Source organism: Arthrobacter liuii (assembly GCF_014639275.1).
Classification (GTDB): domain Bacteria; phylum Actinomycetota; class Actinomycetes; order Actinomycetales; family Micrococcaceae; genus Arthrobacter; species Arthrobacter liuii.
Window position 1 is genome coordinate 1 of record NZ_BMFW01000027.1, and the last position, 24981, is coordinate 24981.

A 24981-nucleotide genomic window follows, 5' to 3' on the forward strand; every position below is an offset into this window, starting at 1 on the left:
AGGCCTCCAGAATCGACAGCCCGCCGCACACCAAATCAACAAACTCAGTGCGGGCATTCGACGGGAACAACTTGACCATCTAACGCTCCATCAATCAGAGCGTTGCAACGACCCTATGACTTTGCCAGCCGCGCACTGCCGTCAGATGCCATTTCGCGGGCATCGGCTGCGCTGTTAGCTTCCGCGGTAGGTGGAGTACGCGAAGGGGCTAAGGAGCAGGGGCACGTGGTAGTGCTCGGGACCGGTGACGTCGAAGACCAAGTCCACTTCCGGGAAGAACGTTGCCGTCTGGAGCCCGGCGTAGTACTTGCCCGTGGCGAAGTTCAGCTTGTAGTGCCCGGGTTCCAGCTGTTCCGGCCCCAGGTCCTTGGCCCGGCCGTCAGCGTCGGTGCTGGACGCCGCGAGCTCGCGCCAGGTGCCGGCGTCGTTCTTTGAAAGCACGACGGCGACCCCCACCGCAGGGCGCCCGGCACCTGTGTCCAGGATGTGGGTGGTCACGTGGGAGACGCTCATTCGCTGATCAGTCCTTCAAGCCGCAGTACGGCGATTTCGCGCAGCTGCTGGGCCGCGATGGTGTCTTCCTCTTCGGGGGAGTTGGTGAGCCGCTGGTTCAGGGCCTGCAGGATTTCCGGCGCGGTGCGTCCCGCCGCCCGGATCAGGAAGACCCGGCCGAACTTTTCCTCGTACTCCCGGTTGCCCCTGGCCAGGGCCTCTGCGGCAGCGGCGTCTGCCGGGTCCACCCCTGCCTGCTCGGAACGGGACATCGAGGCCTCGGTGCCGGCCGCCGTCGGGCGTTCCCCGATTCTTGGGTGGTGGGCCATGGCGGCCTCAACTTCGTCCGGGGTGAAGGGGCCGGCGGCCTGGGCGGCAAACTCCAGGAGTTCCGTCCGGCCGGCGAACGGACGGGCTGCTGCCACCGCCTCCACCCAGCGGCTGACGTCGATGCAGGGGCGAAGGATGGCCTGGGCCGCGGCTGGGTCCGCGCTGTTGAATTCGGCAAGCTTCATGCTGGTCGTAATCCTTGAAGGTCATGCTGGCATCCACGGTGACGGCTATGCGGATGCCAGAGTACCCGGCACTGATCGGTGGAACACCACCATCAGCTTCCGCATCATGGAACTGTTATTTCAGCATACGTAATATTCAAGAGCAGCGATGCGGCAGTGTCAAGGGCCGCGCCAAACCCTAGTCCTGGGAGGAGGTCCTGGACAGCACCCACGTATTGGTGCCGTCCTGGCGTTCGAAGGTCACCGTGGTGACCAGCGCCTCGATCAGCGCCAGGCCACGCCCGGACTCCGCATCTTCCCCGGGAATGGCCGGCTCCATGGGGCCGAACGGCGGCTTGGCATGGTAGGCGCTGACCCGGGCCTGCAGCAGTGCGGGCTGTACCGTGGTTTCCACGCCCAGCTCCACGTCCCGTTCCCCGGCCGGCTGGGCGTGTTGCACGATGTTGGATGCAGACTCGATCACCGCCGTGGTAAACGTCATCTGGTCCACGTCGTTGACGAACGGGGCGTCCAACCAGAGGCTGTCGAGGTCGTTGTGGACCGCTTCGATCGCGTCTTCGGCGGCCAGCCCCCGGAAGCTGCGCGAGGCCAGGACATCAGTCATTGCTGAACGCCTCCTCGGCCGAGGGGTAGGCGGTGAGGACCTTGTCCATGCTGGTCAGCTTCAGCACCATGTCCACCTGGGGCTGCACCGCGGCGATGCGAAGGTCGCCGCCGGCTTGGCGGGCAGCCTTGAGGCAGCCAATCAGCGCACCCAGGCCTGAGGAGTCCATGAAGGCGGTGTGTTCCAGGTTGACCACGATCCGGTTGGACCCGCCGGCGATCACGTCTGTGACGAATTCGCGCAGCTTGGGCGCGGAGACCATGTTAAGCCGCCCGTCCGCTTTGACCTCCGCGTACGAATCCTTGACCTCGTAACTGAACTCCATCATGATTCCTCTCTGTTTGCAGGTTCTTCGGCCGGTTCGTACCCCTTGTAGAGCACGGCGCGGACCAGGATGCTCATGACCACCAGGTCAAAGACCACCCAGACGACGTTGACCAGGGTGCCCAGCGGTTCCGCCAGCCCGGTGGCCAGGCGGATGATTCCGACGACGGCGGCGACGGCCAGCAGGACGGACACCACGATCTGGGGCTTGATGAGGCTCCAGCTGGGTCCACCGCTTTGGCGCGCCTTGGGCGTGACGGCAAACCCGAGCGGGCGACCGAACCAAACGTTGCGGGCCGCCGTCGTGCATGCCTTGATCCAGGTGGGGAACAGCGCCAGGCTGTACTGCTGGCCACGCCACGTGGGGATGCCGCGGCCGGCCACGGCGAACAGCAGCTGGTTGACCACCATAAACGGGATGAACCGGATGAAGAAGTCCCAGCTGAGGCTGCTGACTGGAAGGATGCCCAGCAGCAGGTAGATGATGGGGGCCGCGAAGTAGATGACGGCGGCGAACCCGCTCAGGTAGGTCCACATGGTGGCGAAGTACATCAGGCGCTGGCCGAGCTTCAGGCCCTTCTGCACCAGGGGGTTCTCGCGGAGCAGCACCTGGATGGTGCCCTGCGCCCAGCGAAGGCGCTGGGTGAGCATGGTGGCAATGTCCTCCGGTGCCAGGCCGTACGCCAGGATCTCGTGGTGGTAGACGCTCTCCCAGCCCATGCCGTGCATGCGCATGGCGGTGGCCATGTCCTCGGTGACGGAGATGGTGGCCAGCGGCATCACCGGCTGGGCTTCGTCGCTGCGTTCCACGGTCAGCGCATCCAGGACGGCCTGGACGGATTCCAGTGCGCCCAGCGGCGACCAGTCGCGGGCGGACATGCGCTGGACGGCGTCATCGGCCACCACTGGGACGCCGGATTCACCCACGTGGGCCAGTTCCATGGCGGCGATTTCTTCCAGGTCTGCCTGCAGGGCTGCGACGTCTGCCTCGACCAGGGTCTGGACGGCGGCGTCCACGCGGCGGCGGACCCGGTAGGTCACCTCGCTGAGGGGCCGGCCGGCGTCGACTTCCTCCTGCGCCTCGCGGGTGGCGGCTTCCACCTCGTCGAGGACCTCGGACACCAGGGGCGACTCCACGTCCGCTGACTTGCGGGCCTGCCTGATGGCAGCCCGGGAAGCAGCCAGGGCGCGGCGGATGCTCTTCTCGGTCTCCTTCACGTAACCGACCAAGCCCAGCTGCATCAGGGCTTCGCGGCGCAGGATGGCGTTTGAGCCGCAGAAGAAGGCGGCGTTCCAGCCGTCCTTGCCCTGCTGGATGGGGCCGTAGAACAGCGGTGCCTGGCTGCCGAGCGGGTCGCTCTCGGGGACGTTGCTGAAGTACTGCGGGGTCTGGACCAGGGCCACCCGGCGGTTGTTGAAGTAGCCCAGGGTCTTTTCCAGGATGTCCGGCTCCGGAATCTGGTCCGCGTCAAGGATCAGGAGGAACTCGCCATGGGTGACCATGAGGGCGTTGTTGAGGTTGCCGGCCTTGGCATGCCGGGGGAGGTTCTTGGTCCAGTCCGCGCTCCGGGTGACGTAGCCCAGGCCATGCTGTTCCGCCAGGGCCTTGAGCTCGGGACGCGCGCCGTCGTCCAGGATCCACGTGCTGTGCGGATGCCGGATCTTCTGGGCTGCCAGCGCAGTGGTGAGGACCATGTCCAGGTCTTCGTTGTAGGTGGTGATGAAGACGTCCACGGTTGCGTCGTGGGGCGGCTGAGGGGCGCCCTTGCGGATCTTCAGTTTCCAGACCGTCATGCCGAACAGCATGACGTCGATAAGGCTGTAGGTTTCTGCAACCACCAGGGGGAGCGCGATCCACCAGGCGTCCCAGTTGAGGGACGCCGCCCAACGCCAGGCGATGTAGTTCAGGCCGGTGAGGACGGTCAGCACCACCACCAGCCGGGTCCAGAATCGGGTCATGCCGCCACCTCCACGGGGAGCCGGCGGACCACAACAACCGTGACGTCGTCTTCGGCGGTCTCTGCGGGGGCGAGCGCCAGGATGGAGTTGCTGGCTTCGTTCGCGGAAGCCGCCGACTGCGTTGCCTGCTGCACGGCGTCGGTGAACTCCTCCACTGACCCGAACACGTCCAGCACGCCGTCGCTGACCACCACCAGGGAATCACCCGGGGCCAGGTCCAGTTCCGCCTGCGGCCACTGTGTCCCGGGCCAGGCGCCCACCGGCGGTCCTCCGGAGGGGAGGCGGTCCGCCGCCCCGGCCGGCTGGACGTGCAGCGCAAGTCCGTGCCCGGCGTCGACATAGCTGACCCGGCCGGATGCCGCGTCCAGCCGGGCGTGGAACAGGGTGACGAAGGAATTGGAGGAGTCCAGGTCCGTGGCAATCGCCCTGCTGGCAGAGGCGAAGCCGGCGTCGAGGTCCTGCCGCAGGCCCGTGGAGCGCATCACTGCGCGGACCGTTGCCGCGATCAGCGCCGCACCCATGCCCTTGCCCATGGCATCGGCGAAGGTCAGGTGGAGGCCCTCGGGTGTCTGGTACCAGTCGTAGAAGTCCCCGCCCACGTTGCGGGAGGGACGGAAGACGCCCGCGACGTCGTAACCCGCCACCCGGATGTCCTCCTTGGGCAGGAGGCTCTGCTGCACTTCGGTGGCGCGTTCCAGCTCGCCCCGGGCGGCGGACTCCGCCGCGGCGGAGGGGCGGCGGCGGAACAGGGCGTTGATCCGCGACTGAAGCTCCCGCGGGCTGAACGGTTTGCTGATGTATTCGTCGGCGCCGTTGTCCAGGCCGGTCAGCTTGTCGAGTTCGTCCGCGCGGGCGGTGAGCATCACGATGAACGCGTCGGAGAACTCCCGCAACAGCTTGCAAACCTCCAGCCCGTCAAGGTCCGGCAGGTTCAGGTCCAGCGTCACCAGGTCCGGTTTGCGGCGGCGGACTTCCTCCACCCCCGGCAGGCCGGCTCCGGCGTGGGTGACGTCGAAGCCCTGCTTTACCAGGACGCGGACCAGCAGTCCGCGGATGTCCGGGTCATCTTCGATGACCACCGCACGGCGGGATTCGGGGGGAGAGACCATGCTCTACTTCTACCGTATTAAAGCGGACACGGCATGTCTTGGGCTTCACAGTTTCCGGTGACTTCGCTGACAGCAGCGTCACCTGCCCCTTCCGCGGCCGCCTGTGCGCGCCACTCAGCAGATCTTGCGGAAATCTTGGCATCTGCTTGCCGGGACGTTGAGGAACGCCGGTCACACTCGAAGGACGCAGCAGCTTCCTGGGAACAGGGTACGACGACGACCCGTGCGGAGGCTGTAAGGGTTGCGGAAGGCGGGGAAGCCAATGGAACAGGTCAAGAGGAAGGGCGAAGCGCTGCTTCGTCTTTACTTCCACTCCCGAAAGGTACGGGCAGCGGCCAGGGACCTGGAGCATGCCCTTGCCGAATCGCGCGCAGTTTCCAGCTGGCCCGGAGACCGGCTCCCGGTGGGGGAAGAGATGTCCCGGCACGTGGAGCAACTGACCCGCAGGCTCAAGCTGGAGACCGAGGCACACCACAGGCTTGGCATTCTCTTCAAGACTGCGGGCGGAGGGCATTCCGTAGCGGCGCTTTAGGTGCCACACTTAGCAGCAATCGATTGGCTGGGGGATAGTCAGGAGATTGCTGTGAGTTTGTTGCTCGGTTGGTCGTACCTAATGGCGGGACTGATGACCATGGACGCGATGCTCCTGGCGCTGTGGGCCATGGAAGTTGACTGGGGCAAGTACTGGCGCAGGAAGTAGCGTCCTTGGCGCCGTATTCACGTTGCGGGAGTGGGCGTGGCTCTACATTCTCGGGATCTGGCTGTACCTGGTGCTGGTCCCGTTCGTCGAGGCGGCCGAGCAGACCGTCATTCAGCGCGTGGTGCCGTTGGAGCGGCAGGGGCGCGTGTTTGGCTTCGCCATGCATTCGAATCCGCGGCGGCACCGGTCACCGCGTTCGTCATCGCCCCCATCGCGCAGTTCTGGATCATCCCCTACGCGCGGTCTGCGGACGGCGTGGCCGCCCTGGCACCGCTGCTGGGTGAGGGCACCTCCATCGGAATCGCCCTGGTGTTCCTGGCGGCCGGGATCATCATGATCGCGGCTGCGCTGCTGGCCTTCCTGGCTCCTGTTTACCGGCGGGTTTCGGCTTCGTATTGGGCGACGGCGGCAGAGGCGCAGGCAGCTGATTAAATGCCGGACGCCCAAGCAGGATGTGCTGGGGCGTCCGGGGGAATGCTGCAGGAAGTGATGAGGGGTTTAGAGTCCGAGCGCTTCTTTGAGGCGGGCTACGTGGCCGTCGGCCTTCACCTGGTACTGGGCCAGGGTGACGTTGCCGTCGGGGTCCACCACAACCGTGGAGCGGACGATGCCTTCGTGGATTTCGCCGTGGACCAGCTTTTCGCCCCAGGCGCCATAGGCCAGGGCCACGGCGTGGTCGGGGTCGGAGAGCAACGGGAAGGTCAGCGAGAAGTCGCCGCTGAAGCCGGCGAGGGCTTCCTGGGCATCAGGGGAGATGCCGACGACTTCGTAGCCCTTACCTTGCAGGGAGGCCAGGCTGTCGCGGAAGTCGCAGGCCTCGGTGGTGCAGCCGGGGGTCGCGGCCTTGGGGTAGAAGTAGACGATGACGTTCTTGCCGCGGTACTCGGCCAAGGAGGTCTCCCGGCCCTGGGCGTCCCGGAGGGTGAAATCAGGAGCCGGGGTGCCGGGCTGAAGCTTGGTGGTCAGGGTGGGGCTCATGGCGTTCCTTTGTAAGACTCGGTCAGTGATGGCCAAACATCCAGTGAAGCGGGTTGCCGCCTACTCATACAAACCAGCGCGTCATATGCAGTATTCCGCGGGACCGCGAACGGCCGCGTGCGGACCGGGCACAAACTGGTACCCGCCGCCGCGGACGGTGGCCACGGCATGGCGGGCGTTGCCCAGTTTGCGGCGGATCCTGCCCACATAGACGTCGATGGAGCGTGCGGTGGCGCCGGGAAAGTCAAGCGATTCCAGGAACTGCTGCAGTTCCCCGCGGTCCACCGTCCGGGACAGGTGGGTCACCAGGTAGCGCAGCACCTTGTACTCCACGCCGGTCAGCGCCACCGGGCTGCCGTCCAGCAGGACGGTGTCGGCGGCGAGGTCCACGGCGACCCGGCTGACGGGGCCGGCCGACGGCGGGAGGCGCGTCCCGCCGTCGGCTGCTGAAAGTGCCGGGCTGGTTGCCTCCGCCGCGGAGGAAGCGCGGGAGGAGTCGTCTTTTGCATCCTCCACGGCGGACGTGGGGGCTCCGGCGGCAGGCCAGTGGACTTCCGCCTCCGGAGCAGTTTCGAGGGCCCTGGCAAGGACCAGTTGGGCAGCATGGAGCAGGAGCTCCGGGCTGGTTCCTTCGGCCGGAACCACCCACAGGGCCAGCCCATGGGCGGTGGCGCGCCGTGCCGGAACCGGCTGGAGGGCCGGATGCGCTGCGGCCGCCCGTGGATGGTGGGCTTCCACTGCCATGGCGGGCCCTTAGACGCCGCCGCGGCGGATCAGCCTGCCCGTGGGGGTCTGGCCGTCCACTACGGTTCCGCGGAGGAAGGTCTTGCGCACCACGCCGGACAGGGCCTTGCCGTCGTAAGGGGTGATGGGGTTCTTGTGCTTGAGCTTGGACACGTCCACCACGAAGGCCTCGTCGGGCGCGAAAACGGCGAAGTCGGCGTCGTAGCCCAGGGCCAGCTGCCCCTTGTTGGTGAGGCGGGCCAGGTTGGCGGGCTTCTCCGCCATCCAGGACACCACCTGTTCCAGCGGGATGCCGCGGTGCCGGGCTTCGGTCCAGATCAGGGACAGGCCCAGTTGCAGCGAGGAGACGCCGCCCCATGCGACGGCGAAGTCGCCGTTTTCCAGGTCCTTGAGGTCCAGCGTGGAGGGGGAATGGTCCGAGACGATGCAGTCGATGGTGCCGTCCTGCAGGCCCTGCCACAGCAATTCCCGGTTGGACGCTTCGCGGATGGGCGGGCAGCACTTGTAGGCCGTGGCGCCGTCCGGGATTTCCTCCGCCATCAGGGTCAGGTAGTGCGGGCACGTCTCCACGGTGAGCTTCACGCCGTCGCGCTTGGCACTGGCAATCATGGGCAGCGCGTCCGACGACGACAGGTGCAGGATGTGCGCACGGGCACCGGTCCAGCGGGCCCGTTCGATGACCTCGGCGATGGCCTTGTTCTCGGCGCCGCGGGGGCGGGATGCCAGGAACGTGGAGTAGTGGTCGCCGCCCGGATGGGGCGCTCGGTCGATGGCGTGGGAGTCCTCGGCGTGGACGATCATGAGCGAGTCGAAGGACTTCAGCTCGGCCATGTCCTCCTCCATCTCGTCGGCGTCCAGGTGCGGGAACTCATCCACGCCGGAGTGCAGGAGGAAGCACTTGAAGCCGAAGACGCCCTCGTCATGCAGGGGGCGCAGGTCCGCCTTGTTGCCGGGGATGGCGCCGCCCCAGAATCCGACGTCGACGAACGCCTGGTCCTCGGCCACCTCGCGCTTGAGCTTGAGGTTTTCCACCGTGGTGGTGGGCGGAACGGAGTTCAGCGGCATGTCGATGATGGTGGTGACGCCACCGGCCGCCGCGGCCCGGGTGGCGGAGGCGAAGCCCTCCCACTCAGTGCGGCCGGGCTCGTTGACGTGGACGTGGGTGTCCACCAGGCCGGGGAGCAGGGTTTCGTCGTCGGCCAGTTCGATGACCTCGGAACCGGCCAGCCCGTTGCCCAGCGGCTCGATGGCCACGATCTTGCCGTTGCGCACCCCCACCTCGCGCGGGGCAATGCCGGCGGTGGTCAGGATGCGCTGGCCCCGGATGACGAGGTCAAAGCGTTCTTCAGACACGGAGGTCCTCCTTGGTACTTGCGGTGGCAGGCCTGTTGGCCGCCAGCCCCGCACTGATCTGGGTGCCCAGCTGCTCCAGCAGCGGCCCTGCCTCTGCTATGCACCTGTTTACATCGCTTTCCAGCGCCGTCAAAGCGTGGATGTTCCCGAATCCGGCGGCAGCCGCCTGGTCCCGGTCCAGGGTGGTCCGGCCGCAGACCGCAACGACCGGAACGCCCTGCGCTGCGGCCGCCCGGGCAACGCCCATGGGGGTCTTGCCCAGCAGGCTTTGCTCGTCCAGGCTGCCCTCGCCCGTGATCACCAGGTCCGCGCCGCCCAGCCGGTCCGCCAGTCCAGTGAATTCGAGGACGACGTCGATGCCCGGCCGCCGCGTTGCGGCCAGGACGGCGATGGCGGCGTAGCCCACACCGCCGGCTGCTCCGGCTCCGGGAGCCTCGGCAGCTTTGACGGCGCGGAATCCGATCTCCCTGGCCAGGACTTCGACAAACCTGGCCAGGGCGGCGTCGAGCATGCCGACGTCTTGTCGTGTGGCGCCCTTCTGCGGCCCGAACACCGCTGCGGCGCCTTGGGCGCCGAGCAGCGGGTTGTCCACATCGGATGCCAGCACAAACCGGGTGTCCACCAGGCGGGGCTCGAAATCGGTGAAGTCAATGCTGTGCAGGTTTGCCAGCGCAGCCCCGCCGGGTGGAAGTTCGTTGTTCCTGCTGTCCAGGAACCTGGCGCCGAGGCCCCGAAGGAGCCCCGCGCCGCCGTCGGTATTCGCACTTCCCCCGACGCCCAGCACGATGCGGCGGCAGCCCGCGTCCAGCGCTGCCCGGATGAGCTGTCCGGTGCCCAGGCTGGTGGCCGTGGTGGCATCCGCCGAATCCGGCCGGCCGCCCTTCTGGACGCTTGGCACCAGGGCAAGCCCGGACGCCGTGGCCATCTCGATGACGGCCTCGTGGCCCCGGACAGCGAACTCGGCCTCGACCGGCTGGCCGGTGGGCCCACAGACCGTTGCCGTGCGGCGGGTGAAACCGGAGCCGACGGCGGCGTCAAGGGTGCCCTCGCCGCCGTCGGCCACCGGAATCCGGACCACGTCAAGGTTCCCGCCGGCGCCGCGCTGCAGGCCCTTCTCCAGGTGCGCGCAGACCTCCGGTGCTGAGAGCGATCCCTTGAACTTGTCCGGGGCAATCACGATGCGCATGGTTAGCCCTGCAGTGCCAGGATGGCGGTGGGGGCGTCGGCGGCGGTCTCGGCCAGTTCCTCGAACTCGTTGACGGCGTTGATTTCCACGCCCATGGAGATGTTGGTGACCTTTTCGAGGATCACTTCCACCACCACGGGAACCTGGAACTCACCCATCAGGGCCTTGGCCTTGTCGAACGCGGCGGCGAGGTCGTTGGGGTCCTCCACGCGGACGGCCTTGCAGCCGAGGCCCTCGGCCACCTTCAGGTGGTCAACGCCGTAGCCGCGGGTGTCCTCGGACAGGTGGGAGCTGTTGATGTTCTCGAACGCCAGGGACACGTTCTGCTCCATGTTGAACCCGCGCTGGGACTGGCGGATCAGGCCCAGGTAGGAGTTGTTCACCACCACGTGGATGTAGGGCAGGTTGAACTGCGCGCCCACGGCCAGTTCCTCGATCATGAACTGGAAGTCGTAGTCGCCCGAGAGTGCCACCACGGTCTGGTCCGGGTTGGAACGGGCGACGCCGAGGGCTGCCGGTGCGGTCCAGCCCAGGGGGCCTGCCTGGCCGGCGTTGATCCACTTGCGCGGGCCGAAGACGTGCAGCATCTGCGCGCCGGCGATCTGGGACAGGCCGATGGTGGACACGTAGGTGGTGTCGCGGCCGAAGGACTTGTTCATCTCCTCGTACACGCGCTGCGGCTTGATGGGGATGTTCTCGAAGTGCGTCTTGCGGTGCAGGGAGGCCTTGCGGTCTTGGCACTCGGCAACCCAAGCGCTGTAGTCCGGCAGGGACCCGGCGTCAGCCCGCTCCCTGGCGAGCTCAACCAGCCCCGCCAGCGCCGCGCCGGCGTCGGACGCGATGCCCAGGTCCGGCGAGAACACGCGGCCGATCTGCGTGGGCTCGATGTCGATGTGCACGAACTTCCGGCCTGCGGTGTAGGTTTCCAGGCCACCGGTGTGGCGGTTGGCCCAGCGGTTGCCGATGCCGATCACGAAGTCGGATTGCAGGTAGTTCTCGTTGCCGTAGCGGTGGCTGGTCTGCAGGCCCACCATGCCGGCCATGAGCTGGTGGTCGTCCGGGATGGTGCCCCAGCCCATCAGGGTGGGGATGACCGGCACGTTGAGGGTCTCGGCAAGTTCTACCAGCTGGGCGGAGGCGCCGGCGTTGACGATGCCGCCGCCGGCCACGATCAGCGGGTGCTTGGCGGCGAGCAGCATGTCCAGGGCCTTTTCGAGCTGCTTGCGGGAGGCCTTGGGCTTTTCGACGGGCAGCGGCTCGTAGGTGTCGATGTCGAACTCGATCTCGGCCATCTGGACGTCGATGGGCAGGTCCAGCAGCACGGGGCCGGGGCGGCCGGAACGCATCAGCTGGAAGGCTTTCTGGAACGCGCCGGGTACCTGGCCGGGTTCCAGGATGGTCATGGCCATCTTGGTGACGGGCTTGGCGATGGACTCGATGTCCACGGCCTGGAAGTCTTCCTTGTGCAGCTTGGCTACCGGGGCCTGGCCGGTGATGCAGAGCATGGGGATGGAATCTGCCCAGGCGGCGTAGAGGCCGGTGATCATGTCGGTACCGGCGGGACCGGAGGTGCCGATGCAGATGCCGATGTTGCCGTCCTTGGCGCGGCTGAAGCCGTCGGCCATGTGGCTGGCGCCTTCAACGTGGCGGGCCAGGGTGTGGCGGATGCCGCCGTGGGCGCGCATTGCGGAGTAGAAGGGGTTGATCGCGGCGCCTGGCAGGCCGAACGCCTCGATGGCGCCTTCCTTTTCCAGGATGGCCACCGCTGCATCAACGGTACGCATCTTGCTCATGGGGTGCTCCTTGAAAATTTGTGGGGAAAGTCGGTGGGCCCACGCCCGCAGGGTTCCCTGACCGAGCTTGCGAGGGTAGGGAGTGGGCGGGGAGGGTGTGCTGAAGGGAGGCCCGGCGGTACCGGGGCACTTTGGGGGGTGGCCGCCGTCGTAATTGACGACGGCGGCCGGCGTGTTTGTGTCGAAGTGCCCCGTTTCGGCGGGGCTGCTCCTATTTCCTGCCGCTGAGCTGGAGGACCTGCTTGAAGAGTCCGGAGTGGTCCAGTGCGCCGTCGCCCTGGTTGACGGTGGCGGCGACGAGCTGGGCGGCGACGGCGCCGAGCGGGATGGCGACGTTGGCTTCGCGGGCGGCGGAGGTGACGATGCCGAGGTCCTTGTGGTGGAGGGCCAGGCGGAAGCCGGGGTCGAAGTTGCGGTCCAGCATCTTCTGGCCCTTCTGGTCAAGGACCTTGGAGCCGGCCAGGCCACCGCCGAGGACCTTGAGGGCTGCGTCGGTGTCAACGCCGTAGGCCTCGAGGAAGGCGATGGCCTCGCCGAGAACCTCGATGTTGACGGCGACGATCAGCTGGTTGGCTGCCTTGACGGTCTGGCCGGAGCCGGAGGGGCCGACATGGACGATGGTCTTGCCGACGGCGTTCAGGACGTCCTGGGCGTCCTCGAAGTCTGCCTTGTCGCCGCCCACCATAATGGAGAGTGCTGCGTCGATGGCACCTTGTTCGCCGCCGGAGACCGGGGCGTCGAGGGGGCGGATGCCGGCCTCGCGGGCGTCGTCGGAGAGGCGTTTGGCGACGTCGGGGCGGATGCTGGAGGCGTCGATCCACAGGGTGCCCTGCTTGGCGTTGGCGAAGACGCCGTCCTCGCCGCTGACCACGCCCTCAACGTCGGGGGAGTCCGGCACCATGGTGATGACGACGTCGGCGTCCTTGACGGCGTCGGCGATGCTCGAGGCGCCCTTGCCGCCTTCAGAGACCAGCTTGCCGATCTTGTCCTGGCTGCGGTTGAAGCCGGTGACGGTGTGTCCGGCCTTGACGAGGTTGATAGCCATGGGCAGGCCCATGATTCCGAGTCCGATGACTGCAACGTTGCTCATGATGGTTCTCTTTCTAAAAGTCTGTGGTGGCCCAACTAGGTCGCGCTAAGTGTCGTTTTGGAAGCTCAAAACGACACTTGCTGCTACTTAGTTGGGTGCGGGTGGCGATTACTTGGCGGCGTGCTCGCGGATGGCCCAGCTGAAGGCCGTTTCCTGCGGTTCCTTGTATTCGAGGCCGATGTAGCCCTGGTAGCCGAGTTCGCGGCTGCGGGCAATCCATTCGCCGAGCGGCAGGGTTCCGGTGCCGGGGGCGCCGCGGCCGGGGTTGTCGGCGATCTGGATGTGGCCGAAGTCCTTGGCATGGTTTTCGATGACAGACTCGACGTCGTCGCCGTTGACTGAGAGGTGGTAGAAGTCGGCGAGGAGCTTGATGTTGCCGACGCCGGCCTCCGCCTTCACGCGGGAAATGACCTTGAGTGCGTCAGCAGCGGTGAGGAGCGGGTACCTGGGTGCGCCGCTGACCGGTTCCAGGAGGACGGTGCCGCCGATGCGGGCGACGCCTTCGGCCGCTGCAGCCAGGTTCCTGACGGCGAGTTCGTCCTGTTCTTCAGGGGCGAATTCGTCCTGCCGGTTGCCGTAGAGGGCGTTGAAGGCCTTGCAGCCCAGGCGCTCGCCAATGCCGGCAACGACGTCGATGTTGTCCTTGAACTCGGAGCAGCGTCCCTTCCAGGAGACCAGGCCGCGGTCGCCGCCGGGCATGTTGCCGGCATTGAAGTTCAACCCGGTGAGCTGGACGCCGGCATCCGTGATGGCGTTCTCGAACTTGGTGATTTCGGAGTCGGCCGGGACTGAGGTTTCGAACGGCCACCAGAACTCGACGGCATCGAAGCCGGCGGCCTTTGCGGCGGCGGGGCGCTCGAGCAGGGGCAGCTCCGTGAGGAGGATGGAGCAGTTCACTGTGTACGTCATCGTAGGTCCTTCCGAGGAGGGGATTTGATCTATCTTCCCTTGCGCTTGGCTTCGTCGTTTTTCCGCTTTATGGAATTTAGATTCTGCTTTATGAAAAGTGTAGGGAATGGTCGGCAGGGTAGTCAAGGGGAAGCGTGGGCGGGAGACTGTTAGGAGGTAAGCCCGCTCTACGGGAATGGCCCGCGCTGCAGGAATGGGGCGATTATGACCGGAGCCCGTCTCCGTTTCTCGGCCTGGCTCGTCGCCCTGGCCGGATTCCTCGCGGCCTGCTCGCCGACAGTTGGCTTCCAGGAGGGTGCCACCGCTCCCGCTCCGTCTGCCGCATCATCCGATACGGCTGCCGGGCCGCCGCGGGCCACCGCGCTTGCTCCTCCACCGGTTCCCATCCCGACGGCGGCTCCTCCTTCGTCGCCCGCGCCCACCCAGGCTCCGGTCCCGGCTGCGGCGCCCCGGCCGTTCGCCCTCGACCTGTACCGGCAAGGTGACTTCGTGCCGCAGTACACCTTCGACTGGTGCGTGGCGGCCAGCATCCAGATGACCCACAACCTCATTGACGACACAGGCGGCGGCACGTGGGCTGACAGGGCGCAGCAAAATGAACTGTGGGAGAAGGCGCGCGCACGCTCGTCCGATTCGTTCAACGGCGCCAACCCTTTCGGCTGGGCGCAGGTGCTCACGGAATCGGGGATGGGGCCATACGCCGTCGTCAGCGTCCCTGGCTATGCGGAAGCTCTGCGGACAGCGGCCAGTGCCATCACTGGGACGGGCCGGCCTGTGGGGCTGGTGATGTGGAGCGGCCGCCACGCCTGGGTGATGAGCGGGTTCGAATCCCTGGGCGATCCCCGCCAGTTCCCGGAGTTTGCAGTGACCGGCATCCGTGTCCTGGACCCGCTTTACCCGTACGGCAGCGGGCAGTGGGGGCCGTCGCCCGCGCCCAACAGCCTGCTCACGCCTGAGCAGTTGGCCACGCAGTTCGTGGTCCGGGAGCCGCGGCGTTGGAGCAGCGGGCTGGCAGCCGGCTACCTGCTGGTGCTGCCGGTGGCTGCCCAGGGTTAGGCTGCTGCACGCTGCATCTCCTGGACCGCGGCGCATCGGCCATTAACAAGACATCCCCGGCGCAGCAGCATGCGCAGGGGATGTCTTGTGGAGCAGGGAGTCAGTGCGTCAGGTCCTTGCCTTTGGTCTCGGGGATGGTGAAGACGAACGCCGCGCTGACCACCAGCAACAGCACCGCGTACACGTTGAACACCTGCGGCGCACCCAGCGAGGAACCCAGCCACTGCTGCAGGTAGGGTGCGGTGCCGCCGAATACCGCCACGCAGATGGAGTAGGGGACGCCAACGCCCACGGTGCGGATCGACGTCGGGAACAGTTCAGCGTAGACGGCGGGGACAATGGCGGCGCTCGCGGCCACGAAAACCAGCATCACGGACATGCTCACGGCCAGCTGCCACGCTGAGTCCTTCAGCAGCCAGGTCATGGGGAAGTGCAGCACCGCGGAGCCGATGGCCCCGGCCCAGAGGACCTTCTTGCGGCCGATCCGGTCCGACAGCTTTCCCCAGACCGGCAGCGCGGCGATGAACACGATGTTGGCGATCACGCCGGCCCACAGGGCCTCGCCGCGGTCGATTTTCAGTGCGGTGGTTGCGTAGCTCGGAGCCACCACGCCCCAGATGTAGTAGATCACCGTGAGGCCCACCGTCAGGCCGATCACCTGCAGTGCCTGCTTGCGGTAGTGGACAATCTGGGGCCAGATCGGCGCGCGCTTTTCGGTGGTCGCTTCGCCCTGGAATGCCTCGGTTTCGTGCAGCCGTGACCGCATGATCAGCGCGTACAGGCCCATTGCCGCGCCGATCAGGAACGGCACGCGCCAGCCCCACGCGTTCATCGCCTCCGTGCTCAACGCCATGTTCAGGACCGCGCCCAGCAGCGTGCCGAACAGGATGCCCACCGTCCCGGACGTGTAGATCAGCGTGGCCCAAAAGCCGCGGTGCTCCTTGGGTGCCATCTCGGACAGGTACGTTTGCGACGACGGCAGCTCACCGCCGTGCGCCAGGCCCTGCACCAGCCGGGCCACCAGCAGCATGAGCGAGGCGAATGCGCCGACGCTGGCGAAGGTGGGTGCGACGCCGATCATCAGGCTGCCCAGCGAGGCGAGGCCGACGGCGAAGGTCATCGAGGTCTTGCGGCCCACCCGGTCGCCGATCCAGCCGAACAGGAAGCCGCCGAAGGGCCGGGCCACGAAGCCGACGGCGAAGATCGCCAGGGTGGACAGCACGGCCGACGCCGGGTCCTCCTTGCTGAACAACTGGCTGGCGATGAAGGGGGTGAACGTGGCGTAGATGGCCCAGTCGTACCACTCAACGGCATTGCCGATGCCGGTGCCGACGATGGTCTTGGCGGTGGACATGCGCCCCGTCCGGGGCTTGCTTACTGCAACGGACATGGTCTTCTTCCTGGTCGGTTGGTCTGGGGGAGGAGGCAGCGGCGCTGCTGCCGGTTTACGGACGTGTTTCAGGATGCTTGGGAGAGGGCGGCGAGCCGCGAGACGGCAAGTTCCGCGTAGAGCGCGGACCCGTCAGCCAGCACGGCGTCATCAAATGTTGCGTACGGCGAGTGGTTGAAGGGTGAGGCGTCAGGGTCGGCGCCGGGTGCTACGGCGCTGAGCCCCACGAACGTCCCGGGGACCTCGGCCAGCACCCGGGAGAAGTCCTCGGAGCCGCTCAGCGGGGTGGCCCAGCGGGAAAGGCGGCGCTCGCCGAAGAGTTCAGTGATCACCTTTTCGGCGGTGTGGGTTTCGTCCTCGCTGGTAATGGTGAGGGGGTACTCCTGGAGGTAGTCGACGGCGACCTCCACCCCGTGCGCGGCCGCGATCCCCTTGAGCAGGCGCGGCACGGCGTCCATCATCTTCAGCCGCGATGCTTCCGAGAACGTCCTGATGGTGGCCTCGATGTGGGCCGACTCGGGGATGACGTTGCGCTTGGTGCCGGCATGCAGCACGCCGACGGACAGGACCACGGGATCGAACATGTTGAACTGCCGGGTGACCATCACCTGCAGGGCCGTCACCATCTCCGCGGCCACGGTAACCGGATCCTTGGCGGAGTGCGGGGCGGAACCGTGGCCGCCGGCACCGAGCACCGTGACTTCCAATCCATCCGAGGCGCTGAGCATGACGCCCGGCTTGGTGCAGAAGGTGCCGTGCGGTTCCAGTGAGGAGAACACGTGCATGCCGTAGGCGGCCTGGACGCGGGTGCCGGCGGCATCCAGGACGCCCTCGCGGAGCATGTAGCTGGCGCCGTCGAAGCCTTCCTCGCCGGGCTGGAACATGAGGACGACGTCGCCAGTGAGCTGGTGCCTCTTCTCTGCGAGAAGGGTGGCGGCGCCGGCGAGCATGGAGGTATGCAGGTCGTGGCCGCAGGCGTGCATGGCGCCGTCGGCCTGCGAGGTGAAGTCCACCCCGGTCTTCTCCTGGACGGGCAGCCCGTCCATGTCGGCACGGAGGAGGACAGCCGGGCGGGCCTCGCTGCCGGAGCTTTGGTGCCCCCCGCCGTCGGCGCCGCCGCGGAGGACCGCGGTGACCGACGTCGTCTCCCTGCCCAAGGTGATTTCGAACGGGAGCCCGTCCAAGGCCTGGAGGACCTTCTCCTGGGTGCGGGGGAGATGGAGCCCGATTTCCGGCTGCCGGTGAAGATCGTGGCGCAGGCGGACCAGGTCTTCCTGCAGGTCTTTGGCGTCGTCGGTAATGGGCACGTGTTTCTCCTCGGCAGTCGGCGTCAGGGCTTGTGGACTATTGTGAAGTGGCGTGGTTCACATTGCCCGCAAGCGCTGGAACTATTCTTCAGCTGCCCATTCCATGCAGGATTCATGCAATACATAAGGAGGTCCCATGGAGATCAGCGAGGACGATCTGGCCCTCATCCAGGTCCTGCAGGCCTCGCCGCGGCTTGGCTGGGCAGATGCGGCCAAGGTGCTGGGCGCACATGCCACCACGCTGGCGGCCCGGTGGGAGCGGCTGACCTCGAATGGGGCGGCATGGGTGACGGCCCATCTGGCGGGTGATCCGAAACAGATGCTCCTGGCCTACGTGGCGGTGGACTGCGAAATGAACCGACGCGACAGCGTCACGGCGGAGCTGGCCGCTGTCCCGGAAATCGTCACGGTGGAAGAGGCTGCCAGTAACCGGGACCTGATGCTGACCGTCATCACGCGTTCGTTGGAGGAATTCAGTGCCAAGGTCATTTCCCGGCTTAAGGGTGTTGAGGGGCTGACCAAGTACCAGGTGGCCCTGTGCACGCGCCTGCACAGCAGCGGGGACGACTGGAGGCTGAACGTCCTGAGCCGCTTCCAACTGGCGGCGCTCCGGACGCTTGCGGCCCAGGTTCGTCCAGAGCCCGGGCAGGCTGCCCAGCTTCCGCAGAGCCACCTTGACCTGCTGCCGTTCCTGGCACGGGATGGACGGGCTACTGCGGCTGACATCGCCCGTGCCCTCGGCCGCCATCCGGCCACTGTCCAACGCCAGTTGAACCGGGTGCTGGCCAGCGGCCTCCTGTCATTCCGCTGCGAAATCGCCCAGCGGTACTCATCGTTCCCGGTGACATGCCAGTGGTTCGTGAACGTCCCGGCGGGCCAGCATGAGGCGGCCGCCGCAGAAATCCGCACCATCAGCAATGTCCGGCTGAGCGCCTCCACCACCGGGCCCACCAATTTCGTGATCATCATGTGGCTGCACACGCTGGCGGACGTCATGTCCGCCGAGCTGGCGCTGCAGCAGAAGGTGCCCGGCATCGAGATCGTGGAGAGCGCAGTGATGCTGCGGACGGTCAAGCGGGTGGGCTGGATGCTGAAGGAAGATACGACGGCGAGTGGCGCCGTCGTGCATGCCGGCAGCCTTGGTGCCGCGGACTGAGATGGACGGACACAGTGGGGAATCAGGGCCCTGCCCCGGGTTCCCCACTGTTCGGGCTGTACCGGTCGTCTTCGTCTTGGGCTTCGCCAGGTTTCGAGCGCCCTACTGGCGGGTTTTTCAAGACGTTTGGCCACTGTTTTATTGTCACGGTCCTGCCGCTGCGGTGCCACCGGCCCAGGCGGCGTCCCTCCCCCTAAATTCTCCAATAAACGGGGTGGCCTGTCGTGAGTGGATTGCCGTGTTTGGGGTAAGGGAGGACACATGAAACCGTTGCCTGCACTTGAGCTTGTAACCCGTCTCGAGGGTGCCGAATGGCTTGACCCGCTGGCCAAGAGCATCAGGAAAGCCGTCAAAAAGGTCATCAAACCCCGGTGGGCCCGCGATATCCTGCATGGCGTTCCCATCGGCCACCCTGTACACCCCCTTGCAGTCCAGGTCCCGATTGGCGCATGGCTCTCGGCGGGAGTGCTTGATGCAGTGCCCGGCGGCGGGAATGCTGCCAGGCTGTTGATCGGTGTGGGCACCGCCAGCGTGGTTCCCGCGGCGTTGGCCGGGTTCGCAGACTGGTCGCAGCTGCACCCCCAGCAGCAGAGGGTGGGGCTGGTGCATGCGGCGGCCAACGTGACGGCAACGGGCCTTTATATCGCGTCATTGGTCCAGCGGGCAAGGGGCAGCCAAGGCAGCGGCAAGATGCTCGCCTATCTGGGGCTTGCCACGGTGAGCGCCGGTGGCTTCCTTGGCGGTCACTTGACCTACCGCCAGGCCGCCGGGGTAAACCACAGCGAAGAAATTCCACACCGCTTCCCGTCCGGCTGGCACCCGCTGGCGCCGTTGGCGGAGCTGCCCGAAGGCGGCCTCCATAAGCGCGTCGTGGCTGGTATCCCGCTGCTGGTTCACCGCAAAGGCGCCACCGTCAACGTGCTGTCCGACGTCTGCAGCCACCTTTCCGGTCCGCTTCACGAGGGCAAGATCAAGGACGACGGCGCGGAGGCATGTGTCGTCTGCCCCTGGCACCGCAGCACTTTCTCGCTCCATACCGGCGAAGTGAAGGCCGGACCCGCCACATCCCGCCAGCCGGTTTTCGAAACGCACATCAGCGGGGAACTCGTGGAGGTATGCCTGCCCGGGGCGGACGGGTAGAGAGGCCGTTCGGCCCTACCGCCTGAGGCTGGGCGGCGGAAGACTGCTTCCATGGCGAGGTCCTGTGGCGCGAAACCATCCGGGCACCCTCGCTGGAGCGCACCGGAAAAGATGCACAGGGTGATCTCCCGGCCGGTGGTGTGTCGGTAAGGTGATGCGCGTTTCAGAACCCCGCGAGATTGCTCCCGGCCTCGTGCTCATGACCAGCGGCGCCGGGCCGAGGGCCTCAAATCTCTACCTTGTCCGCTCTGGTCCCGCCTGGGCGATGGTTGACTGCGGATGGGCGGGCAGCGCCGCGCCGGTCCGCGGGGCTGTGGAGGAAATGCTCGGCCCCGGGAACGGGCCCGCCGCCATTTTCCTGACGCACATCCATCCTGACCACTCTGGTGCTGCCGGCGCCCTGGCGCGGGTGTGGGACGTGCCGGTTTACGTCCACCCGGCAGAACTGGCAATGGCTGCCGGGCGGTACGTTCCCGAGTTTTCGATGCCGCTGGACCGGTGGTTCGTTGCCCCCTTTCTGTGGTCGTTGCCAGCCCGTGCCCGCCGCCGGATTGAAGCCACGGGCGATATCACCGACGTCGTGCAAAGCCTCCCTCGAGACGGGGAAGTGCCGGGTCTGCCTGGTTGGGTTGCCGTTCCTACGCCTGGTCACACCCCCGGACATGTTGCCTACTGGCGCTCCCGGGATGGCGTCCTGATAACTGGGGATGCGGTTGTAACCACCAACCTGAACTCGGTGCGCGGAATCCTGGCGGGAGCGCCGGATCTCGCTGGACCGCCGTGGTACACCACCTGGAACTGGAAGCTGTCCATGGACTCCGTTGCCCACATGGCGGCGTTGGGCCCCCGGCTGCTGGCGCCCGGGCATGGCCAGCCACTGTCCTTGGGGGTCGTTCCGCGCCTTCGAGCCCTGGCAAACAAGGAGCGCGCCCCACGGGTCACACTTGGACGCCGAATTGCGGGGCCACCCAAGGCTGTTTAACTGTGGGCAAAACCAGTGTGACGCCTGCAAATCCACGTTTACAGGCCTCGGATCTACATCCAACGGGGGTCCGGCATTCTGAGCGGTGGGCGGCTCAGCCGGTTACGCCAACCCATGCACCCCTGCGCAGCACTCCAGCCAGCTTCAAATCCTGGTCAAGCATCACCACGTCCGCTGGCATCCCCGCACGAAGGTCACCCGCCTGCCCTGAAAGCCCCAGTACCGACGCGGGAACAGCGGACGCGGCAGTGACCGCATCCTGCAGGGGAACTCCCGCGGACACGGTGGACCGGACGACGTCCAGCAAGGTGCTGGTACCGCCGGCAACGGCCCCCGTGCCCTCCACCCGTGCAACCCCCGTGCTTACCGTCACGGAGAGCGACCCCAGACGATAGTGGCCGTCGTCCATGCCCGTTGCGGCCATCGAATCGGTGACCAGCGCGATATTCCCAGCCCCCACAAGGTCGAAAACCAGCTTCACCGTCTCAGGTGCCAGATGCACATCGTCGGCAATGAGTTCAACCACAGCCTTTCCTGCCCGAGCGGCGCTGAGGCTGGCTGAAACCGGCCCGGGGGAGCGGTGGTGCAGGGGCGGCATGGCATTGAAAAGATGGGTCACCGTGGGCCGGGTTCCGCGCTTCGGGCCAACCGCGGAGGATAAGGCGGCCGCCGCGCGTGAAAGGAAGGCGGCCGCCCCCGGATGATCCGCGGCAGTGTGCCCCAGCGACGGGACCACGCCGTGGGCAGAGAGCTGGTCGGCCAGTTCCAAGGCGCCGGGAAGTTCCGCCGCCAGCGTCATGGATGCGAGGGACCCCCCTGCCGCCGCCAGCAGTTCAGCCACCAACTCAGGATCGGGAGAAAGCAACAGCGCGGGATCGTGGGCTCCGTGCTGCCGGCCTGACAGGAAAGGGCCCTCCAAGTGCGAGCCCGCAACGAGCCCCTGGCCGGCCAGCTCCTTCAACATCCGCAGGTTCCGTACCAGGTCGGCGGGCGCCCCGGTGACCAGGCTGGCCAGCAGGGTGGTGGTGCCGCGGCTGTGCAGGTACCGTGCCGCACGCGCTGCGCCCTCGGAATCTCCTGCGGAGAAATCAGAACCGTAAGCGCCATGGCAGTGCAGATCCACCAGGCCGGGCAACAAAATCCGGGGAGCCGGCGCAGGCTTCGGAAGGACCCCCGGGAACCGTGACGCTGGCCCTGCGAAGGCGACCAGGCCGCCGTCGACCGCCAATACCCCGTCCGGAATGTCCAAGGTGGCAGAGACGATCTGCCCGCGGAGCACCAGTTCCCTGTCCATGCCTCACCGCCTCCCGCACGGATTATTCCACACGAAGGATCGTGGGCAGCCTCAGCGCACCAGTTCAGCGCCGGCAGGAACGCGGCGTTATTTTCCAGTCCGGAGGGGAACCTCTACAGTGGAAGTAATAAGCATGCTGTCTATTTCGGAGGATGAACCTGATGCGAAAAGTCTCTGCGCTTGGATTGGTAACTGCGGCGATGCTGGCTTTGGCCGGCTGCTCGGGAGGGGGCACCGGGACGGCCAGCCCGTCAGGCACGGCAACGACGTCTGCGTCGGCATCTGCCAGCCAGACCGCGGAAGCCAAGGTGTACTCGGAAGACCAGCTCCGCGACCTCATCTCGGGCATGAAGGATGACGACGGAAACGAGCTCAAGCTCTACTCCAAGGAACAGGTCAACCAGGGCGGTAACATCGCCAAGCTGCTCATGAGCACGGCAACCATCGATCCCAAGGACTGCAAGGACATTGCCACCGCCGGCCTGCTGGACAAGGTGGAAAACGGCGACGTGGCCGTGGCGCTTTCCGAGGGCAACAAGCCCCGCACGCTGTCCGCCCAGTCCGGCAGTGACGGCCCGGACGCCGTAAAGACGTTGAACGGCATCAGCGGCAAGATGAGCCAGTGCGCCAAGTTCTCGGTCTCCGCGCTGGGGCAGAAGTACGACGTCTCAAGCCAGGAGCTGAAGGCGCACACCGACGCGGAGAAGACCTTCGCCACCGTCAGTACCCGCAGCGGCGACGACCAGCAGAAGCTGATGCAGGTTTCCGCTGCCCAGGGCCGCCTGCTGGTGGTAGCCACCAAGGGCGGCACAGATCTGGGCGACAAGGACCAGAAGGAACTTGAGGGCCTGATCAACGACGTGCTGAAGAAGGCCGAGAGCGGCGGCGCCACGTCGAGCCCGTCCTCCACCAGTACGTCCGGTTCAGCGGGAACGTCCTCGCCGAGCAGCACGGCCTCGTCAACCGCGTCATCCACCTCCTCGGCGACGATGTCCTCGGGTGGCGCCTCGTCGTCGGCCTCTCCGACCTCCTCGCGGTAGCGGGGACACAGCAGTAGGGGCGGGCCGGGACTCCATGGTCCTGGCCCGCCCGTTCTGCTGGAAATCGCGCGGGAACGGGCCGGCGACTCCCTCTGGACCGTAGGCTGGAGGACGGGCAGGGGTTCCCCGGCCGCATAAGGCAGTTTCAGGATGAGGCAGTTCCCAGGTGAAGGGCAGGACCATGACCGTTTCAAGTGACGATCCCCAGAACGCCGCAGACCTCCGCGGCCCGGGCGACCCCCAGGAGGCCATGGACGCAGCCAGGAAGGCACCCCAGTCCGGACAGCACCTGGAACAGCCGGGTGCAGCGAACATCCGCGAAGAACAGCAGGCCCATGCAGCCGGAACCGTGCCGGCCTCATACGTGGGAGGCGAAGACGCAGCGCGGGAGCCCAAGCCGGAGGAGGCGCTGGAGGAGCCTGGCACCTGGGACGACGAAGTCCAGGCATGATCACCCGCGATGACGTGGACCAGGCAGCGCAGCGCACGGCCGGCCTGATCCGCAGGACACCGGTGATGGAGGCGGACCCGGACCCGGCCGGCGCCCAGGTCTGGTTTAAATGCGAATTCATGCAGCACACGGGCACGTTCAAGGCCCGGGGTGCCCTCAACCGCATCCTGGCCAGCAAGGAGCGCGGGGAACTGCGGGCCGACGTCGGCGTCGTAGTGGCTTCCGGCGGGAACGCGGGACTGGCCAACGCCTACGCAGCCGCCCAGCTCGGGGTACCCGCCACCGTCTTCGTCCCCGAAGCCGCCCCGGCAGTCAAGGTCAACAAGCTGAAAGCCATCGGCGCCACCGTGGTCCAGGGCGGCGCCGAGTATGCGGCCGCCTACCAGGCCGCCGTGGCGCACGCAGGGGAAACCGGGGCGGTCTACTGCCACGCCTATGACCAGCCCGAAATTGCTGCCGGCGCCGGAACGGTGGGTTCCGAGTTGCTGGAACAAGTGACGGGGGTGGACACCGTCCTGGTGGCAGTCGGCGGCGGCGGGCTCATGGCGGGAGTAGCCGCCGCCGTCGAAGGCTTCGCCAAAGTGGTTGCCGTGGAACCGGAAACCGCGCCCACCCTGCACGCTGCCCTGGCCGCCGGGAAACCGGTGGACGTTCCGGTCTCGGGCGTCGCAGCAGACTCCCTGGGTGCCCGCCGCGTGGGCGACATTGGCTTTTCCGTGGCGGTCCGCGGCGGCGTCGAAAGCGTCCTGGTCCCCGATGAACAGATCGTTGCCGCGCGCTCCGCGCTGTGGAATGACTACCGGATAGTGGTGGAGCATGGCGCAGCAGCCGCCTACGCAGCGCTGACCTCAGGCGCCTACGTGCCCGGCAGGGGTGAACGCGTTGCCGTCATCCTTTGCGGCGCCAACACGGATCCGGCCAGCCTTTAGCCCGGGACCGGCAGCCTGGCAGGAAGGCGGCCGGTCCCTTCAACGGCAGTGCCTAGCCGCCGGCCTGGCTGCTGCAGAACTTGCTGTAGGTGGCGCCGGCTTCCTGGTAGCCCGACTGGAGCCCGGCCAGCTTGTCCTTGTCCGGGTTTTCCTTGGCCTGTTCGTCCGTGTAGGCAAGGATCGAGGCGAGGGCGGGCTTGAGATCGTCCGAGGCCACCGCGTGGATGGGGCGGATCTGGTTGGCGAGGTTGTTCATGCCCGTCTTGCCGGCGTTGTTGGCGGGGTTCGACACAACGGCCTGGATCCGCTCGCAGGTTTCAGCGGTGGTCAGTTGGTGGGTGGCGGTGCAGGCCGTCGCGGAAGCAACGAGGCCGGCGGCAAACAGGGCTGTGGCGAATTTCTTCATGGGTCCCTCGGTAGTGGTCAGAGGTTTCGATTGTAAGCAGATTGGGTACCCCGATGCCTTCGCGTGCGCTTCAT

25 protein-coding genes and 1 pseudogene are annotated in these 24981 nt (G+C 66.7%); 9 read left to right on the forward strand and 17 right to left on the reverse strand.

Translation table 11 applies throughout. The features are described from left to right. Positions 1–174: 174 nt before the first annotated feature. From uraH to IEW19_RS18590, 6 genes are all read right to left on the reverse strand, one after another. Positions 175–513: a hydroxyisourate hydrolase gene (uraH, locus tag IEW19_RS18565; RefSeq protein WP_188573069.1), complete on the reverse strand. Its 339-nt coding sequence runs from the start codon at positions 511–513 to the stop codon at positions 175–177. Next, positions 510–1007: a 2-oxo-4-hydroxy-4-carboxy-5-ureidoimidazoline decarboxylase gene (gene uraD, locus IEW19_RS18570; protein WP_188573070.1), complete on the reverse strand. Its 498-nt coding sequence runs from the start codon at positions 1005–1007 to the stop codon at positions 510–512. Before uraD ends, uraH begins: the two co-directional genes overlap by 4 nt. 178 nt (positions 1008–1185) lie before the next feature. Further along, positions 1186–1611, reverse strand: a complete 426-nt coding sequence (locus IEW19_RS18575) for an ATP-binding protein (protein ID WP_188573071.1) — start codon at positions 1609–1611, stop codon at positions 1186–1188. Then, on the reverse strand, positions 1604–1936 hold the full coding sequence (locus tag IEW19_RS18580) for an STAS domain-containing protein (RefSeq protein ID WP_188573110.1): 333 nt from the start codon (positions 1934–1936) through the stop codon (positions 1604–1606). The genes IEW19_RS18575 and IEW19_RS18580 overlap by 8 nt, the downstream gene beginning before the upstream one ends. Then, positions 1936–3894, reverse strand: a complete 1959-nt coding sequence (locus tag IEW19_RS18585) for a glycosyltransferase (protein WP_188573072.1) — start codon at positions 3892–3894, stop codon at positions 1936–1938. Before IEW19_RS18585 ends, IEW19_RS18580 begins: the two co-directional genes overlap by 1 nt. Continuing rightward, the gene (locus tag IEW19_RS18590) at positions 3891–5003 is read right to left on the reverse strand and encodes a PP2C family protein-serine/threonine phosphatase (RefSeq protein WP_188573073.1); all 1113 of its coding nucleotides are present in this window, start codon (positions 5001–5003) and stop codon (positions 3891–3893) included. The genes IEW19_RS18585 and IEW19_RS18590 overlap by 4 nt, the downstream gene beginning before the upstream one ends. A 262-nt stretch (positions 5004–5265) precedes the next feature. Between IEW19_RS18590 and IEW19_RS18595 the strand changes: the two genes are divergently transcribed. Together IEW19_RS18595 and IEW19_RS18600 are read left to right on the forward strand one after the other, a co-directional pair. Then, the gene (locus tag IEW19_RS18595; RefSeq protein WP_229748581.1) at positions 5266–5535 is read left to right on the forward strand and encodes a hypothetical protein; all 270 of its coding nucleotides are present in this window, start codon (positions 5266–5268) and stop codon (positions 5533–5535) included. Positions 5536–5704: 169 nt separating this feature from the next. Further along, positions 5705–6135, forward strand: a pseudogene (locus tag IEW19_RS18600) (MFS transporter); the annotation flags it as partial. Positions 6136–6201: 66 nt separating this feature from the next. Here IEW19_RS18600 and bcp read toward each other — a convergent pair. The 7 genes from bcp to IEW19_RS18635 all read right to left on the reverse strand — a co-directional run bounded on the left by bcp (position 6202) and on the right by IEW19_RS18635 (position 13756). Then, positions 6202–6681 (reverse strand): thioredoxin-dependent thiol peroxidase, encoded by a 480-nt coding sequence (gene bcp / locus IEW19_RS18605; protein WP_188573075.1) that lies wholly within the window; start codon positions 6679–6681, stop codon positions 6202–6204. An 81-nt stretch (positions 6682–6762) separates the two neighbouring features. Then, the gene (locus tag IEW19_RS18610; protein ID WP_188573076.1) at positions 6763–7425 is read right to left on the reverse strand and encodes a winged helix-turn-helix domain-containing protein; all 663 of its coding nucleotides are present in this window, start codon (positions 7423–7425) and stop codon (positions 6763–6765) included. A gap of 9 nt (positions 7426–7434) precedes the next feature. Beyond that, the gene (gene allB / locus IEW19_RS18615) at positions 7435–8778 is read right to left on the reverse strand and encodes an allantoinase AllB (protein WP_188573077.1); all 1344 of its coding nucleotides are present in this window, start codon (positions 8776–8778) and stop codon (positions 7435–7437) included. Continuing rightward, a complete protein-coding gene (locus tag IEW19_RS18620) occupies positions 8771–9964 on the reverse strand; it encodes a glycerate kinase (RefSeq protein ID WP_188573078.1) in 1194 nt (397 codons plus the stop codon). Before IEW19_RS18620 ends, allB begins: the two co-directional genes overlap by 8 nt. A 2-nt stretch (positions 9965–9966) precedes the next feature. Beyond that, positions 9967–11757, reverse strand: coding sequence for a glyoxylate carboligase (gcl, locus tag IEW19_RS18625; protein ID WP_188573079.1), 1791 nt, complete (start codon positions 11755–11757; stop codon positions 9967–9969). 211 nt (positions 11758–11968) lie between these two features. Next, a complete protein-coding gene (locus IEW19_RS18630) occupies positions 11969–12847 on the reverse strand; it encodes a 2-hydroxy-3-oxopropionate reductase (RefSeq protein ID WP_188573080.1) in 879 nt (292 codons plus the stop codon). Positions 12848–12955: 108 nt separating this feature from the next. Next, the gene (locus IEW19_RS18635; protein WP_188573081.1) at positions 12956–13756 is read right to left on the reverse strand and encodes a hydroxypyruvate isomerase family protein; all 801 of its coding nucleotides are present in this window, start codon (positions 13754–13756) and stop codon (positions 12956–12958) included. Positions 13757–13960: 204 nt separating this feature from the next. On the opposite strand from IEW19_RS18635, the gene IEW19_RS18640 reads away from it, so the two are divergent. Next, positions 13961–14812, forward strand: coding sequence for a hypothetical protein (locus tag IEW19_RS18640; protein WP_188573082.1), 852 nt, complete (start codon positions 13961–13963; stop codon positions 14810–14812). A gap of 100 nt (positions 14813–14912) precedes the next feature. Here the strand turns inward: IEW19_RS18640 and IEW19_RS18645 are convergent, their stop codons facing one another. Both IEW19_RS18645 and IEW19_RS18650 read right to left on the reverse strand, forming a co-directional pair. Further along, positions 14913–16202 carry an MFS transporter gene (locus IEW19_RS18645; protein ID WP_188573083.1) on the reverse strand — a complete coding sequence of 430 codons (1290 nt, stop codon included), beginning with the start codon at positions 16200–16202 and terminating at the stop codon, positions 14913–14915. Positions 16203–16270: 68 nt separating this feature from the next. Beyond that, the gene (locus IEW19_RS18650; protein WP_188573084.1) at positions 16271–17509 is read right to left on the reverse strand and encodes a M20 metallopeptidase family protein; all 1239 of its coding nucleotides are present in this window, start codon (positions 17507–17509) and stop codon (positions 16271–16273) included. A gap of 136 nt (positions 17510–17645) precedes the next feature. Here IEW19_RS18650 and IEW19_RS18655 point away from each other — a divergent pair, with 136 nt between their 5' ends. The 3 genes from IEW19_RS18655 to IEW19_RS18665 all read left to right on the forward strand — a co-directional run bounded on the left by IEW19_RS18655 (position 17646) and on the right by IEW19_RS18665 (position 20787). After that, positions 17646–18665, forward strand: coding sequence for an Lrp/AsnC family transcriptional regulator (locus IEW19_RS18655; RefSeq protein ID WP_188573085.1), 1020 nt, complete (start codon positions 17646–17648; stop codon positions 18663–18665). A 261-nt stretch (positions 18666–18926) separates the two neighbouring features. After that, positions 18927–19805 carry a Rieske (2Fe-2S) protein gene (locus tag IEW19_RS18660; RefSeq protein WP_188573086.1) on the forward strand — a complete coding sequence of 293 codons (879 nt, stop codon included), beginning with the start codon at positions 18927–18929 and terminating at the stop codon, positions 19803–19805. Between the two features lie 154 nt (positions 19806–19959). Beyond that, the gene (locus IEW19_RS18665; protein ID WP_188573087.1) at positions 19960–20787 is read left to right on the forward strand and encodes an MBL fold metallo-hydrolase; all 828 of its coding nucleotides are present in this window, start codon (positions 19960–19962) and stop codon (positions 20785–20787) included. Between the two features lie 94 nt (positions 20788–20881). Here the strand turns inward: IEW19_RS18665 and IEW19_RS18670 are convergent, their stop codons facing one another. Next, positions 20882–22081 carry an N-acetylglucosamine-6-phosphate deacetylase gene (locus tag IEW19_RS18670; protein WP_188573088.1) on the reverse strand — a complete coding sequence of 400 codons (1200 nt, stop codon included), beginning with the start codon at positions 22079–22081 and terminating at the stop codon, positions 20882–20884. A gap of 161 nt (positions 22082–22242) precedes the next feature. Between IEW19_RS18670 and IEW19_RS18675 the strand changes: the two genes are divergently transcribed. The 3 genes from IEW19_RS18675 to IEW19_RS18685 all read left to right on the forward strand — a co-directional run bounded on the left by IEW19_RS18675 (position 22243) and on the right by IEW19_RS18685 (position 24501). Beyond that, positions 22243–23121: a hypothetical protein gene (locus IEW19_RS18675; RefSeq protein WP_229748582.1), complete on the forward strand. Its 879-nt coding sequence runs from the start codon at positions 22243–22245 to the stop codon at positions 23119–23121. A gap of 181 nt (positions 23122–23302) precedes the next feature. Continuing rightward, entirely contained in the window at positions 23303–23572 is a 270-nt protein-coding gene (locus IEW19_RS18680; RefSeq protein ID WP_188573089.1) for a hypothetical protein, read from the forward strand. Then, a complete protein-coding gene (locus IEW19_RS18685) occupies positions 23569–24501 on the forward strand; it encodes a threonine/serine dehydratase (RefSeq protein WP_188573090.1) in 933 nt (310 codons plus the stop codon). The genes IEW19_RS18680 and IEW19_RS18685 overlap by 4 nt, the downstream gene beginning before the upstream one ends. 52 nt (positions 24502–24553) lie before the next feature. Here IEW19_RS18685 and IEW19_RS18690 read toward each other — a convergent pair whose 3' ends face one another. Continuing rightward, complete coding sequence (locus IEW19_RS18690; RefSeq protein ID WP_188573091.1) at positions 24554–24907, reverse strand: hypothetical protein; 354 nt, start codon at positions 24905–24907, stop codon at positions 24554–24556. Positions 24908–24981 lie beyond the last annotated feature (74 nt).

Excerpts from the sequence above, each read along its gene's own strand:
- uraH (WP_188573069.1), bottom strand. The coding sequence starts at position 513 with ATGAGCGTCTCCCACGTGACCACCCACATCCTGGACACAGGTGCCGGG.
- uraD (WP_188573070.1), bottom strand. The coding sequence starts at position 1,007 with ATGAAGCTTGCCGAATTCAACAGCGCGGACCCAGCCGCGGCCCAGGCC.
- IEW19_RS18575 (WP_188573071.1), bottom strand. The coding sequence starts at position 1,611 with ATGACTGATGTCCTGGCCTCGCGCAGCTTCCGGGGGCTGGCCGCCGAA.
- IEW19_RS18580 (WP_188573110.1), bottom strand. The coding sequence starts at position 1,936 with ATGGAGTTCAGTTACGAGGTCAAGGATTCGTACGCGGAGGTCAAAGCG.
- IEW19_RS18585 (WP_188573072.1), bottom strand. The coding sequence starts at position 3,894 with ATGACCCGATTCTGGACCCGGCTGGTGGTGGTGCTGACCGTCCTCACC.
- IEW19_RS18590 (WP_188573073.1), bottom strand. The coding sequence starts at position 5,003 with ATGGTCTCTCCCCCCGAATCCCGCCGTGCGGTGGTCATCGAAGATGAC.
- IEW19_RS18595 (WP_229748581.1), top strand. The coding sequence starts at position 5,266 with ATGGAACAGGTCAAGAGGAAGGGCGAAGCGCTGCTTCGTCTTTACTTC.
- bcp (WP_188573075.1), bottom strand. The coding sequence starts at position 6,681 with ATGAGCCCCACCCTGACCACCAAGCTTCAGCCCGGCACCCCGGCTCCT.
- IEW19_RS18610 (WP_188573076.1), bottom strand. The coding sequence starts at position 7,425 with ATGGCAGTGGAAGCCCACCATCCACGGGCGGCCGCAGCGCATCCGGCC.
- IEW19_RS18620 (WP_188573078.1), bottom strand. The coding sequence starts at position 9,964 with ATGCGCATCGTGATTGCCCCGGACAAGTTCAAGGGATCGCTCTCAGCA.
- gcl (WP_188573079.1), bottom strand. The coding sequence starts at position 11,757 with ATGAGCAAGATGCGTACCGTTGATGCAGCGGTGGCCATCCTGGAAAAG.
- IEW19_RS18630 (WP_188573080.1), bottom strand. The coding sequence starts at position 12,847 with ATGAGCAACGTTGCAGTCATCGGACTCGGAATCATGGGCCTGCCCATG.
- IEW19_RS18635 (WP_188573081.1), bottom strand. The coding sequence starts at position 13,756 with ATGACGTACACAGTGAACTGCTCCATCCTCCTCACGGAGCTGCCCCTG.
- IEW19_RS18640 (WP_188573082.1), top strand. The coding sequence starts at position 13,961 with ATGACCGGAGCCCGTCTCCGTTTCTCGGCCTGGCTCGTCGCCCTGGCC.
- IEW19_RS18645 (WP_188573083.1), bottom strand. The coding sequence starts at position 16,202 with ATGTCCGTTGCAGTAAGCAAGCCCCGGACGGGGCGCATGTCCACCGCC.
- IEW19_RS18655 (WP_188573085.1), top strand. The coding sequence starts at position 17,646 with ATGGAGATCAGCGAGGACGATCTGGCCCTCATCCAGGTCCTGCAGGCC.
- IEW19_RS18660 (WP_188573086.1), top strand. The coding sequence starts at position 18,927 with ATGAAACCGTTGCCTGCACTTGAGCTTGTAACCCGTCTCGAGGGTGCC.
- IEW19_RS18665 (WP_188573087.1), top strand. The coding sequence starts at position 19,960 with ATGCGCGTTTCAGAACCCCGCGAGATTGCTCCCGGCCTCGTGCTCATG.
- IEW19_RS18670 (WP_188573088.1), bottom strand. The coding sequence starts at position 22,081 with ATGGACAGGGAACTGGTGCTCCGCGGGCAGATCGTCTCTGCCACCTTG.
- IEW19_RS18675 (WP_229748582.1), top strand. The coding sequence starts at position 22,243 with ATGCGAAAAGTCTCTGCGCTTGGATTGGTAACTGCGGCGATGCTGGCT.
- IEW19_RS18680 (WP_188573089.1), top strand. The coding sequence starts at position 23,303 with ATGACCGTTTCAAGTGACGATCCCCAGAACGCCGCAGACCTCCGCGGC.
- IEW19_RS18685 (WP_188573090.1), top strand. The coding sequence starts at position 23,569 with ATGATCACCCGCGATGACGTGGACCAGGCAGCGCAGCGCACGGCCGGC.
- IEW19_RS18690 (WP_188573091.1), bottom strand. The coding sequence starts at position 24,907 with ATGAAGAAATTCGCCACAGCCCTGTTTGCCGCCGGCCTCGTTGCTTCC.